We start from the raw sequence: 12846 nt of genomic DNA, 5'->3' as shown, positions 1-12846 counted from the left end.
TGGAAAGCAGATCGTTGTCTGTAATCTGGCCCGATCGAAGAGGAGACTGCACCATGATGATAAGCCTTGGCCTCTATTCCATCGCGGCTTTGGGCATGTTTCTGGTCGCCTTGAAATACGGCATGTCGGCGGCCCCCTTGGACTATCACAAGGCCATCATCACGCAGGACGGCGCGGTGACGAACGGCACGCAACGGGTGGTCGAGGTCCTCTATCGCGTCTGGGCGAGCAGTCTGGCAGCGCTCGGGATCTGCCTTCTGGCGCTGATCTGGGGACCGGCCGCCAGTGGCGCGGCCTGGCCGCATGTCGTCATCCTGCTGGCGACGCTCGTGGTGGGCGTTCCAAGCCTGATCTTCCCGCGCCGCGTCGAGCAGAACACAAACGTCAGGACACCGTGGCGGCTGTCGCTGGCGCTTCTTGTGGCAGTGACCCTGGGCTTTCTCGCCTGGATCCTCCGCATCTGAGGCAGCTCTTGTGTCACGCTCGCGGGCGGTAGCGATAACAGTAAACATTTATGAAATCGCGGATTTCTCCAGAATGCGGGCATGTGATCACAGTTTTTGCACGTGTGATCACAAATTTCGGATTTTCTGCCGTGTTGCGCCAAAAAACCGCGCCTTTGGGGGATCGACCGGCGTGACACAGCTTTCAAAAGCAATAAAAAGACTGACAGGAAGCGGAAAGGACTCAGACCATGGCTGACGTCAACCGGGGCAATCGGCCCCTTTCACCCCATTTGCAAGTTTATCGCCCCCAGCTGACCTCGATCTCGTCGATCCTCACGCGGATCACTGGAAACGCCATGATCGTGGCGGCCTTGATGATCGTCTGGTGGCTTCTGGCCGCCTCGACCGGGCCGGAGTATTTCGCTGTCGCCGATGGCTTCGTGACAAGCTGGTTCGGCGATATCGTCATGTTCCTGTCGCTCTGGGCGCTGTGGTATCACACGCTGGCCGGTGTTCGGCACCTGATCTGGGACAACGCCAAGATGCTTGAGATCGACAGGGCCGAGATGCTTGGCTGGATCGCGATCATCGGCTCCGCTGTCCTGACCGTCTTTACTGTCGTCGTTCTCTGGTGAGGTGCGCAACATGCCATATCTGACTGACCGCAAGCGCGCCATCGGCACGGGCGCCGCAAAATCCGGAACTGCGCATTTCTGGGCGATGAAGAAATCGTCCGTCGCGCTGCTGATCCTGATCCCGTTCTTCGTCTTCACCTTCGGCGGCATCCTCGGGTCATCCTTCGAAGAGGTGCAGGCCTATTTCGCACGCCCCTTCCCCGCGATCATCGCCGTGTTGACCCTGATTGTCGGCTTCAAACACTTCAATGACGGTTTCCAGGTGATGGTCGAAGACTACGTCCACGGTATCTGGGAAAAAATCCTCATCCTTGGCATGACCTGCATCAGCTACGGCGCCGCCGCCGTCGGCGTGTTTGCAATCGCCAAGATGGCCTTTTGAGACATCGGAGCTAAACAGACTATGGCTGCATACGAATACGAGACGCATGAATATGACGTCGTGGTCGTCGGCGCGGGTGGCGCAGGGTTGCGCGCCACGCTTGGCATGGCCGAACAGGGCTTGCGCACGGCCTGCGTGACCAAGGTGTTCCCGACCCGGTCGCACACCGTGGCCGCACAGGGCGGCATCGCGGCGTCGCTGTCGAACATGGGCCCCGACCATTGGCAGTGGCACATGTACGACACCGTCAAGGGCTCGGACTGGCTGGGCGACACGGACGCGATGGAATACCTCGCCCGCGAAGCGCCCAAGGCGGTGTACGAGCTTGAGCATTACGGCGTGCCGTTCTCGCGCACCGAGGAAGGCAAGATCTACCAGCGTCCGTTCGGCGGCCACACCACCGAATTCGGTGAAGGCCCGCCCGTGCAGCGCACCTGTGCCGCCGCCGACCGCACCGGCCACGCGATCCTGCACACGCTTTATGGTCAGTCGCTCAAGAACAATGCCGAGTTCTACATCGAATATTTCGCCATCGATCTGATCATGTCCGACGATGGCGCCTGCACCGGGGTCATCTGCTGGAAGCTCGACGATGGCACGATGCATGTCTTCAACGCCAAGATGGTGGTGCTGGCCACGGGTGGCTATGGCCGCGCCTATTTCAGCGCGACCAGTGCGCATACCTGCACCGGCGACGGCGGCGGCATGGTGGCCCGCGCGGGTCTGCCGCTTCAGGATATGGAGTTCGTGCAGTTCCACCCGACCGGCATCTACGGCTCGGGCTGCCTGATCACCGAAGGCGCGCGTGGCGAAGGTGGATATCTCACCAACTCCGAAGGCGAACGCTTCATGGAGCGCTATGCGCCCAACTACAAGGATCTGGCCCCCCGCGATTACGTGTCCCGGTCGATGACCATGGAGATCCGCGAAGGCCGTGGAGTGGGCGACGAAGGGGATCACATCCACCTGAACCTGTCGCACCTGCCGAAAGAAGCCTTGGCCGAACGCCTGCCGGGCATTTCGGAAAGCGCCAAGATTTTCGCCGGTGTCGATGTCACCAAGGAACCGATCCCGGTTCTGCCGACCGTGCATTACAACATGGGTGGTATCCCGACGAACTATTGGGGCGAGGTGCTGAACCCGACGGACAAAGACCCGAACGCGGTTGTTCCCGGCCTGATGGCCGTGGGCGAAGCCGGCTGTGCGTCGGTGCATGGCGCGAACCGTCTGGGGTCGAACTCGCTCATCGACCTCGTGGTCTTCGGCCGTGCCGCCGCGATCCGCGCGGGCAAGGTTGTCGATCCCGAAAGCGCGGTGCCGGAAACCAACACGGCGTCGGTGGACAAGGCATTCGACCGCTTCGACGGGCTGCGCAACGCCAAGGGCACCATCCCGACCGCCGAACTGCGGCTCGAGATGCAGAAGACGATGCAGGCCGACGCCGCCGTGTTCCGCACCTCCAAGACGATGAAGGAAGGTCTGGACAAGATGATCGCGATTGCGGGCAAGATGGATGACCTGTCGGTCACCGACCGCAGCCTGGTCTGGAACAGCGACCTGATGGAAACGCTCGAGCTGACCAACCTGATGCCCAACGCGCTGGCGACCATCGCCGGGGCCGAGGCGCGCAAGGAAAGCCGTGGCGCCCACGCACACGAGGATTTCACCACCCGCGACGACGACAAGTGGCGCGTCCACACCATCGCGCGGGTCGACGGAAACAAGACCGATCTGACCTACCGCCCGGTGGTGACGGATCCGCTGACGACGGAAGACCAGGGCGGCATATCGGTCGAGAAGATCAAGCCGAAGGAACGGACGTTCTGATGCGCCTGGCGCTTGCAGCGTGCCTGGTCATCGCGGGGTGTACGGTCCAGCAACAGGACCAGATCGCCCGCGACGCCGCGCGCTCGGCGATCACGCCGGTGCTGGTCGAACGGTTCCCCGGCGTGCCGCTCGAACCGGCGCTGAACTGCGTGATCGACACCGCGAGCGCCGTGCAGATCCGCGCGCTCGCGCTCGACAGCGTGGCCGGCCCGACCGAAAGCACGGTGCAGATCGTGACGGACATCGTCTCGCAACCCGAGACACTGACTTGCCTGGCGGCCGAGGGCCTGCCAGCATTGCTTCGCTAAGGAGAGAGACATGGTTCAACTGACGCTCCCCAAGAATTCGACCATCCGCACGGGCAAGACCTGGCCCAAGCCCGAGGGCGCCACCAATGTCCGGAAATTCAGCATCTATCGCTGGAGCCCGGATGATGGCGAAAACCCGCGGGTGGACACGTATTTCGTCGACATGGACAAATGCGGCCCGATGGTTCTGGACGCGCTCATCAAGATCAAGAACGAGATCGACCCGACCCTGACCTTCCGCCGGTCCTGCCGCGAAGGCATCTGCGGGTCCTGCGCGATGAATGTCGACGGCATCAACACGCTGGCCTGCATCTACGGTCTGGACGAGATCCAGGGCGACGTGAAGATCTACCCGCTGCCGCACATGCCGGTGGTCAAGGACCTGATCCCGGACCTGACGCATTTCTACGCCCAGCACGCGTCGATCATGCCGTGGCTGGAAACCAAGACGAACCGTCCGGCGAAGGAATGGAAACAATCCATCGAGGACCGCAAGAAACTGGACGGTCTGTACGAATGCGTGATGTGCGCATCCTGCTCGGCCGCCTGCCCGTCCTACTGGTGGAACGGCGACCGGTTCCTGGGACCGGCCGCGCTCTTGCATGCCTATCGCTGGATCATCGACAGCCGCGACGAGGCCACCGGCCAGCGGCTGGATGATCTGGAAGATCCGTTCAAGCTTTATCGCTGCCACACGATCATGAACTGCGCCAAGACCTGCCCCAAGGGCCTGAACCCGGCCAAGGCGATTGCCGAGATCAAGAAGATGATGGTCGAACGGCACGTGTAGGCCGAAGAGCGTCCCGGGTGCCAAGGAATTTGTCGCCCGGCAAGACGCCGATCATCGACAAGGCGCGCAGAGATGCGCGCCTTTTTCATTCGGGTTTCCGCCCGGGCGGTTGCGAAATGCCAATCTTGAACATTACATCCCTGCCATGCCCATCTTCCTCATCCTCCTCCTGATCGGCGTGCTGGCCTATCTCTACTGGCAGCACAAGACGACGACGCTCACCCGCGAATGCCGCTGGCGGCGCGTGGCGCCGGGGGCGTGGCGTTGTGCGTTCTGCGGGGCCGAAATGGCGTCGGAGAAAAGCCCGACGGTCTGTCTGAAGCAGGAAACCGATCGTTCCGGAAAAAATTGAAACGCGCGCAAGATTATCTATTGCACCGACTCACTTTCGACTCCATATGCGCGATTAGTGACGCCAACGCACGCGCCTCTGTCGAGGTGGGCAAGCTCAGCGCAAGCGATGCACCCACGCGGTTACGTAGCGACGGTAACGTCTCTGAAAGAACTGAGCGGTCTGTGCCGGGAAACCGGAATGGCCGGGTCTATTGGAGATGACCAATGAACGCATACGTGACCGGGCTTGCCGCCCGCGAAGACGCATCTGTATCCCGTGCAGAGGCATATATCCTCAACACCCGTTTCGAGCGTCCGACGCTTGTCATCGACACGCAGGCCGTGGCGCGTCAATACGCGGCCCTGGCCCAGGGGCTGGGTCGTGCCCGCATCCACTATGCCGTCAAGGCGAACCCGGCGGCGGAAATCCTTCAAACGCTGGTCGCGATGGGCAGCAATTTCGATGCCGCCTCGCGGGTCGAGATCGAGATGTGCCTGGCCGCCGGTGCAGACGTGTCGCGCATTTCCTTCGGCAACACCATCAAGCGGGCCTCGGACATTGCCTGGGCGCATGACAAGGGCATCACCCATTTCGCCGCCGATTCCGAGGAAGAGCTGCACAAGCTGGCCCGGCACGCACCGGGCGCGCAGGTCTATATCCGCCTGATCGTCGGATCGCTTCAGGCCGACTGGCCGCTGTCGCGCAAGTTCGGCTGCGCTCTGGAAAAGACGCCCGCGCTCTTCGAACTGGCGATCGAACTTGGCCTGAAGCCGGTTGGCCTGTCCTTCCATGTCGGATCGCAGACCCGCGAAGCCGGCATGTGGGGTGAGACGCTCGACCAGGTGGCCGAGGTGTGGCACGGGTTGAAGGCGCAAGGGTTCGACCTGACGCTGCTCAACATCGGGGGTGGTTTCCCGGCCTTCTACGGTCAGGAACTGGACGCGCCGCAGAACTACGCGGGTGCGGTCATGCGCCAGATCCACGACCGGTTCGGCGACATCCCCGAGATCATGGCAGAGCCGGGCCGCGGTCTGGTGGCCGAGTGCGGTGCCATCGCCGCCGAAGTGCTGCTTGTGTCGCGCAAGTCGGACAGCGACCTGCACCGCTGGGTGTACCTGGATATCGGCAAGTTCTCGGGTCTCGCGGAAACCATGGACGAGGCGATCCGCTACCAGTTCCTCACCGACCGCGATCACGAGCCGACCGGCGCGTGCATCCTCGCCGGGCCGTCCTGCGATAGCGCGGATGTGCTGTATGAAAAGCAGCCGGTGCAATTGCCGCTGGGCCTGCAATCGGGCGACCGTATCGTGATCCGCAACTGCGGGGCCTATACCTCGACCTATGCGTCGGTCGGGTTCAACGGTTTCCCGCCGCTGGACGTGATCGCGATCTGAAGGTCGCTGCCCGCCGCAATCGGGGAGGTGCGCGGCGGGACTCGTGGGTCGGGCATGTTTGTCCGGCCTGCGCCTCTGGCAATTCATGCAAGAGACCGCACGTCCGTGTGCCCACCGGACGGTGTCCGGCGGTGCGGGAAGCCCGGTCCGGGCATCCTGTCTGGTCGGTGATCGAAGCGGCGCCGCCCCTTGGGCTGACATCTCTTCCCGTATGCGGGGTGGTGTCCCCCGGACCTGTACCCCCTGCGGGGCCTTGTGAAACCGGTTTCTCAGGGTCGGTGGCGAACCACCTTGGAAAGAGAAACGTCATGGGTCGCGGTGTGGGAGTGACCCTCTCCGCTCGTTGCGCAACGTGAAGGCACCCTGCGCACCAGCGGTTAAGGTTTCCGAAACCGACCGTCCGCAGGTCTACCAGAGTTTCGGGATCGCCCGCGCCTCGTAGCCCGTGTCATATTCCGGTCCCCCCAGCGCACCATCCGTCATGTCGGCCAGGATCTCGCCCACGGTGGGCAGACCTTCGGGCGCCGGATCGCCATCCCACAGCCCCGACCGCATCAGCGCCTTGGCGCATTGGGTATAGACCTCGGCCACCTCGGTCACGACCACGGTCGCGGGCAGCATGGACTTTTTCCGGAACGTCGCCCGCAGATCTGCATCGTCGGTGATCCAGGCCCGGCCATTCACCCGCACCGTGGTCTTTGAGCCGGGAATCATGAACAGGAAGGCGATGCGCGGATCGTCGATCAGGTCGCGCAGCCCGTCGAGACGATTGTTGCCCTGCCAGTCCGGCAGCAGGATCGTGCGCGGATCGGCCACGCGGACCACCGGGTCGATGTCGCCGCGCGGCGTGCCATGTGTGCCGTTCGGCCCCGCCGTCGAGATCACGCAGAACCGCGCCGCCTCGATCCAGCGGCGATAGCTGGACGTCAGGTGATCGGCCACCTTGCTGAGTGACGCGGGCACTGGCTCGCCATAGAGCGCTTCGAGATCGTCAATCGTTTCAATGCGGCGCATGAAAGCCGGCCTCCTCGTTCAGGCGATTGGATGCGGATTCGATCCGGGATTCGAGCAGCGGCAGGAACTCGTTGCGCGGCAGCCCGGGCGCGATCGGTTCAAGAAACTCCACCACCGCCGTGCCCTGCTTGCGGTAGATGCCGCGCTTGGGCCAGAACAGGCCGACATTGGTGGCCACCGGCACGCAGGGCTGGCCCAGCTGTTCGTAAAGCACCGCCGTGCCGATCTTGTAAGGCGCCTTGACGCCCGGCGCGATGCGGGTGCCCTGCGGATAGATGATGAGCTGGCCGGGTGTGGCCTCGCCGCGCCGGACCGCCTCGATCATCTGCTTGATCGCCGCGCCGCGCTTGCCCCGGTCCACCGGGATACAGCCGATGCGCAGCCCGTACTGGCCGACCACGGGCGAATACATCAGGATGCGTTTCATGATGAACTTGCCCGCGGGCAGCGCCGAGAACACCAGGAAGACATCGAGGAAGCTCTGATGCTTGGCGGCGACGACACATTCGTAATCCGGCGCCGTGCCCCGGATCTCGGTCTTGAGGCCGATCATCCACGGCGCCGCCCAGCGCACGAAATGGCACACGCTCTGGCACCCGGCCCGCGCGCCCCTGCGCGACACCAGCGCCCAGGGAAACAGGGCCAGCCCGACGACCGCGATCGACAGGTAGACCGCGACGATGAAGATCAGCGAGCGCAGCCACTGGATTGCATATGCCATCAGGCCAACTCCTCGAGAACCCGCCGCGCCGCGAAACGGGTGGCGATGAATGCGACAAGACCGGACAGGGGCGGGATGAGGATCACCCAGACCCAGCCCCAGCCCTGGATGCTCAGATCGGTCAGGAACCCGGCGCTGTCGCCGCGCGACGGGATCAGGACAAGCGCGACGATCCCGACAAGGGTGCCGAACGCCGCGCCGGTCAGCGACCGCAGCGCGAAACGCCGGACAAAGGCGCGGGCGATATAGGTGTCCTTGGCCCCGACCAGCCGCAGCACCGCGATCACCTGCGCATTCGCGGCCAGCGCGGCATTGGCGGCCAGCGTGACCATCGCGGCGCTCGCGGTGGCGATGAGCAGGATCGATGCCCATCCCAGGATCCTGAGCCGCGACGCCGCCTCGATCAGCGGACGCCGCCAGCGGGCGTGATCGTCAAGAACCGCCGCCGGGGCCTCGGCCGCCAAGCGCAGACGCAGACCCGCCGCGTCATAGCCCTCGTCGGTTTCGGTGATGTCGATCAGTTGCGGCAAGGGCAGGTCCTCGATCGGGATATCCGCACCGAACCAGGGCGTCAGCAGCGCGCGCTGCTCGTCGATGGTCAGGGCGCGCGCGTCCACGATGCCGGGCGTTGTGCGCAGGACTCGCAGCGCGGCTTCGGTCTGGGTGACCCCTTCGCCCGCCGGGGCCGAGATGCGCAGCGTCGAGGATTGCGCCAGCTCGTCGCCCCAGCGCTCGGCCACCCGCCCTGCGGCCAGCGACAAGGCCAGCGCGAACACCGCGAGGAACGCCATCGCGAAGGAACTGAACACCGTGAGCCGCGCGGTAAACCCGGTGGGGGGCACCACGCGGTCGGCCTTTTCGTCGAATTGCAGCATCTTGGCTGCGGCGCGCAGGTCAAGGCTCACAGGTCTGCCCCCGCCATTTGCAGCCGCCGGTTCGAAATTCGCAGAACGCGGGTCGGCACCTGGGCCTTGGCCGCGCGGATGAGGCCAAGGTCATGCGTTGCGACAAGGATGGTCTTGCCCATGCGGTTCAACTCGACCAGCAGTGTCAGCAGGCGCTGCGACATCTCCCAATCGATGTTGCCGGTGGGCTCGTCGGCCAGGATCACATCCGGCGACATGATCACCGCGCGGGCCAGGGCGGCGCGCTGGCGTTCCCCGCCCGACAGTTCCGGCGGCAGGGCATCGCCACGCGCGGTCAGGCCGACCCAGGCCAGAAGCTCTTTCAGGTTGGCTTCCGCCCCCGCGCCGCTGGTGTCCTGCCCCGACACCGACAGCGGCAGGGCGATGTTTTCCGTCACCGGAAGGTGATCGAGAAACTGGCAATCCTGATGCACCACACCGATCTTGCGACGCAGGATCGCCACATCGTCGCGGCCCAGCCCCCGGACATCGCGCTCGAACAGGCGCACATGGCCGGCTGTCGCCTGAAGCGCGCCGTAGCAGAGTTTCAGAAACGTCGTCTTGCCCGATCCCGAGGGACCGGTGAGAAAATGGAACGATCCCGGCGCCACGCTCAGGGTCATGTCCGTCAGCAATTCACCGCCGCCGTAACTGTAGGCCACGTTTTCCAACTCGATCACGGCGGTCTTGTCCCTGCCCCTGTTACCCGCGTTGTTGTGCCTGAGCATCGTGCCGGTTTCAATCCGGCGCAGGCGTAACTATGGGCATTTACAAGCGGAAAGGCGCGCCTATGCTTGCTTTTGAACGGTAAGCAACGAGGTCGGCCGCACAAGCAGGGCCGATCAGGTAGGGGCAACAGGCAAGATGCGGCTGACATGTCCGAGCTGTGGGGCACAATACGAGGTCCCCGATGACGTCATCCCCGAGGATGGTCGGGACGTCCAGTGTTCCAATTGCGGCAACACCTGGTTCCAGGACCATGACGCCAGCACCACCCCCGAAGCCCTGGCCGCCGAGGCCGCGGCCCCGAAAGACGCCGTCTGGCATCCCGAGGTCGAAAGCGACATCGAGGATCAGCCGTCGATCAACCAGGGGGCTGCTCCGGGCGGCAGACCGCGCTCTGCCCCGCCCAAGCGGCGCGAGCTCGATCCCTCGGTCGCGGACATCCTGCGCGAGGAAGCCGAGCTGGAGACCCGCGCGCGCGAATCCGTCGCCGGAACGCTGGAAGAACAGCCCGACCTTGGCTTGCAGGAACCCGAGGACGAGGCCGCCCGACGCGCCCGCCAGGCACAGGAGCGGATGCGCAAGCTGCGCGGGCAAGACCCGCAGGCCGCATCAGCGGCCGCCGCCGCGTCTGCGGTTACGGACCGTCCGCAGTCGCGGGGCGAGATGCTGCCCGACGTGGAAGAGATCAACCAGACCCTGCGCGCGACAAGCGCCCGTCAGGAAGTCCGCACCGTCCAGGCCGATCTCGACGATGACGACGACGAAAGAGGCGGTTTTGGCCGTGGCTTTACCCTGACCCTGATGATCTTTGCGATCGCCATCGCGCTTTACATATTCGCGCCTCAACTGGCCGAGACCCTGCCGCAGCTCGCCGCCCCGCTCGAAACCTACGTGGCGCTGGTGGACCAGCTTCGCGGCTGGCTGGACGGGCAGATCGGCGCGCTGATGGGCCTGATCGGCGGCGCTCCGGCAGAGGTGCCGGTCACGGAGGGGTCCTGACCCCCCTGCACTTCCTGCTTGGCTGTGGTATGTAACGCTTGATCGACCCTCACGTCAGGGCGGATGTGGACCTACGCGCAGGTCCGGTCTGGCCCTAACGTGCGTGGCATGATCTGATCAAGATGCCCGTGCCGGAGCGCGTCGCGTGTCAGGCCATTCATGATTCTCAAACGGAGGTGACGACCATGGACGGTACATTGTCCCAAAACGATCTTAGCCATGTGGTCGAAGCCGACCGCGCCCATGTGTGGCACCACCTGATCCAGCACAAGCCGTTCGAGACCAATGATCCCAGGATCATCGTCGAAGGCAAGGGCATGCGGGTCTGGGACCAGAAGGGCAAGGAGCATCTGGATGCCGTGTCCGGCGGTGTCTGGACGGTGAATGTCGGCTACGGTCGCGAAAGCATCGCCAAGGCGGTCTATGACCAGTTGCTGAAACTGAACTATTTCGCAGGCTCTGCCGGGTCGATCCCCGGTGCGCTGTTTTCGGAAAAGCTGATTTCCAAGATGCCGGGCATGAGCCGCGTCTATTATACCAACTCGGGGTCCGAGGCGAACGAGAAGGCGTTCAAGATGGTCCGCCAGATCGCCCACAAGCGCTATGGCGGCACCAAGCACAAGATCCTCTACCGCGACCGCGATTACCACGGCACCACCATCGCCAACCTGTCGGCGGGCGGTCAGGACGAACGCAACGCCCAGTACGGGCCGTTCACACCCGGTTTCGTGCGTGTGCCGCATTGCCTTGAATACCGCGCCGCCGATCAGGGTGCCCCATCCGAGAATTACGGCGAATGGGCCGCCGATCAGATCGAACAGGTGATCCTGCGCGAAGGCCCGGACACCGTGGGCGCGCTGTGCCTCGAGCCGGTGACCGCGGGCGGAGGCGTGATCGCCCCGCCGCAGGGATACTGGGAGCGCGTGCAGGAGATCTGCCGCAAGTACGATATCCTGCTGCATATCGACGAGGTGGTCTGCGGCGTCGGGCGCACCGGCACATGGTTCGGCTACCAGCATTACGGCGTGCAGCCGGACATGGTGACGATGGCCAAGGGCGTGGCCTCGGGCTATGCCGCGATTGCCTGCATGGTGACGACGGAAGAGGTGTTTTCCATGTTCAAGGACGATGCCGACGATCCGATGAACTATTTCCGCGACATCTCGACCTTCGGCGGCTGCACCGCCGGCCCCGCGGCGGCGCTCGAGAACATGCGGATCATCGAAGACGAAGACCTGCTCGAAAACACCACCGCGATGGGGCATTACATGCTGGATCAGCTTCATGCACTTGCCGACAGGCATGCCGTGATCGGCGATGTGCGCGGCAAGGGGCTCTTCCTGGGCGCCGAACTGGTCGAGGACCGCGAGACCCGCAAGCCGATGGCGGAAAAGCGGGTGCAGAAGGTGGTGGCCGACTGCATGGGCCAAGGCATCATCATCGGCGCGACCAACCGGTCCGTGCCGGGCTACAACAACACGCTCTGCTTCAGCCCCGCGCTGATCGCCACCAAGGACGACATCGACCAGATCATCGCGTCGGTCGACGAGGCACTGGGCCGCGAATTTGCGTGAGTGACCCCCTGATCACGGGCCAGCGCGACAACGCGCTGGGCCAACCCGTCGGGCTGCCGGTCACGTTGGACATCCCGCGTCCGCCGCCCCCCGACACAGAGATCGAGGGGCGCTATTGCCGGCTGGCCCCGCTTGCCCGGAACCATGCGGATGACCTTTTCGAGGCGTTCGCGGCGGATGTGGACGGGCGCGGCTGGACCTATCTGTCGGTCGGGCCGTTCACCGATCGCGACATCTACCGCGACTGGGTTGACCAGGCAGCGCGGTCGACCGATCCGAAGCACCATGCGATCCTCGTCGATGGCACGGCGGTGGGCCATGCCGGCCTGATGCGCGTCGACCCCATGGCCGCAACCCTCGAGGTGGGCTGGGTCAACCTGTCGCCTGCGCTGCAACGCACCCGGGCGGCGACCGAATTTCAGTTTCTGCTGATGGCGCGTGCCTTCGATGAGCTGGGCTATCGCCGCTACGAATGGAAATGCGACGCGCTGAACGCGCCGTCGCGACGCGCCGCCGCGCGGCTGGGCTTCACCTATGAGGGAACGTTCCGGCAGGCCACGCATTACAAGGGTCGCAACCGTGACACGGCGTGGTTCTCGATCCTCGACAGCGAATGGCCCGGTCTGAAGGCCCGGTTCAGGCGCTGGCTCGATCCGGCGAATTTCGATGCCGCCGGGCAACAGCGCACCGCGCTGACCGAGATCTGAGCGGCGCGGGTCGAACTGATCGACCTTTGGTCGAATTGTCGTAAAATTGCCCCGGCTTACATGCGCCGGATGCATTCGAGGTGC

At 64.2% G+C, this 12846-nt stretch carries 15 protein-coding genes; 11 read left to right on the top strand and 4 right to left on the bottom strand.

Annotated features, from left to right (window positions below):
- Positions 1-53: 53 nt before the first annotated feature.
- From LCF60_RS01900 to LCF60_RS01865, 8 genes are all read left to right on the top strand, one after another.
- The gene (locus tag LCF60_RS01900) at positions 54-464 is read left to right on the top strand and encodes a hypothetical protein (protein WP_292289317.1); all 411 of its coding nucleotides are present in this window, start codon (positions 54-56) and stop codon (positions 462-464) included.
- A 230-nt stretch (positions 465-694) separates the two neighbouring features.
- Positions 695-1081 (top strand): succinate dehydrogenase, cytochrome b556 subunit, encoded by a 387-nt coding sequence (gene sdhC / locus LCF60_RS01895; protein WP_292289316.1) that lies wholly within the window; start codon positions 695-697, stop codon positions 1079-1081.
- 10 nt (positions 1082-1091) lie between these two features.
- Positions 1092-1463, top strand: a complete 372-nt coding sequence (sdhD, locus tag LCF60_RS01890) for a succinate dehydrogenase, hydrophobic membrane anchor protein (RefSeq protein WP_292289315.1) — start codon at positions 1092-1094, stop codon at positions 1461-1463.
- Positions 1464-1484: 21 nt separating this feature from the next.
- On the top strand, positions 1485-3290 hold the full coding sequence (sdhA, locus tag LCF60_RS01885) for a succinate dehydrogenase flavoprotein subunit (RefSeq protein ID WP_292289314.1): 1806 nt from the start codon (positions 1485-1487) through the stop codon (positions 3288-3290).
- Positions 3290-3598, top strand: coding sequence for a hypothetical protein (locus LCF60_RS01880; protein WP_292289313.1), 309 nt, complete (start codon positions 3290-3292; stop codon positions 3596-3598). Before sdhA ends, LCF60_RS01880 begins: the two co-directional genes overlap by 1 nt.
- Before the next feature lie 10 nt (positions 3599-3608).
- Positions 3609-4388 carry a succinate dehydrogenase iron-sulfur subunit gene (locus tag LCF60_RS01875; protein ID WP_292289312.1) on the top strand — a complete coding sequence of 260 codons (780 nt, stop codon included), beginning with the start codon at positions 3609-3611 and terminating at the stop codon, positions 4386-4388.
- Positions 4389-4533: 145 nt separating this feature from the next.
- Complete coding sequence (locus LCF60_RS01870; RefSeq protein ID WP_292289311.1) at positions 4534-4740, top strand: hypothetical protein; 207 nt, start codon at positions 4534-4536, stop codon at positions 4738-4740.
- A 206-nt stretch (positions 4741-4946) separates the two neighbouring features.
- Entirely contained in the window at positions 4947-6116 is a 1170-nt protein-coding gene (locus LCF60_RS01865; RefSeq protein WP_292289310.1) for a type III PLP-dependent enzyme, read from the top strand.
- Positions 6117-6524: 408 nt separating this feature from the next.
- On the opposite strand, the gene LCF60_RS01860 is transcribed toward LCF60_RS01865, so the two are convergent.
- The 4 genes from LCF60_RS01860 to LCF60_RS01845 are packed head-to-tail and all read right to left on the bottom strand — an operon-like array spanning position 6525 to position 9436.
- Positions 6525-7130: an MSMEG_1061 family FMN-dependent PPOX-type flavoprotein gene (locus tag LCF60_RS01860; protein WP_292289309.1), complete on the bottom strand. Its 606-nt coding sequence runs from the start codon at positions 7128-7130 to the stop codon at positions 6525-6527.
- Positions 7117-7851: a lysophospholipid acyltransferase family protein gene (locus LCF60_RS01855; RefSeq protein ID WP_292289308.1), complete on the bottom strand. Its 735-nt coding sequence runs from the start codon at positions 7849-7851 to the stop codon at positions 7117-7119. Before LCF60_RS01855 ends, LCF60_RS01860 begins: the two co-directional genes overlap by 14 nt.
- On the bottom strand, positions 7851-8726 hold the full coding sequence (locus LCF60_RS01850; RefSeq protein WP_292289387.1) for an FtsX-like permease family protein: 876 nt from the start codon (positions 8724-8726) through the stop codon (positions 7851-7853). Before LCF60_RS01850 ends, LCF60_RS01855 begins: the two co-directional genes overlap by 1 nt.
- A gap of 26 nt (positions 8727-8752) precedes the next feature.
- Positions 8753-9436, bottom strand: a complete 684-nt coding sequence (locus LCF60_RS01845) for an ATP-binding cassette domain-containing protein (protein ID WP_292289386.1) — start codon at positions 9434-9436, stop codon at positions 8753-8755.
- Positions 9437-9620: 184 nt separating this feature from the next.
- On the opposite strand from LCF60_RS01845, the gene LCF60_RS01840 reads away from it, so the two are divergent.
- From LCF60_RS01840 to LCF60_RS01830, 3 genes are all read left to right on the top strand, one after another.
- Positions 9621-10481 (top strand): zinc-ribbon domain-containing protein, encoded by an 861-nt coding sequence (locus tag LCF60_RS01840; RefSeq protein WP_292289307.1) that lies wholly within the window; start codon positions 9621-9623, stop codon positions 10479-10481.
- 185 nt (positions 10482-10666) lie between these two features.
- Complete coding sequence (locus LCF60_RS01835) at positions 10667-12055, top strand: aminotransferase class III-fold pyridoxal phosphate-dependent enzyme (RefSeq protein ID WP_292289306.1); 1389 nt, start codon at positions 10667-10669, stop codon at positions 12053-12055.
- Positions 12052-12762 (top strand): GNAT family protein, encoded by a 711-nt coding sequence (locus LCF60_RS01830; RefSeq protein WP_292289305.1) that lies wholly within the window; start codon positions 12052-12054, stop codon positions 12760-12762. Before LCF60_RS01835 ends, LCF60_RS01830 begins: the two co-directional genes overlap by 4 nt.
- Positions 12763-12846 lie beyond the last annotated feature (84 nt).

Origin of the sequence: Marivita sp. (assembly GCF_020055635.1) — a bacterium.
Lineage (GTDB): Bacteria > Pseudomonadota > Alphaproteobacteria > Rhodobacterales > Rhodobacteraceae > Marivita.
This window is presented reverse-complemented; position numbering and strand designations above follow the sequence as displayed.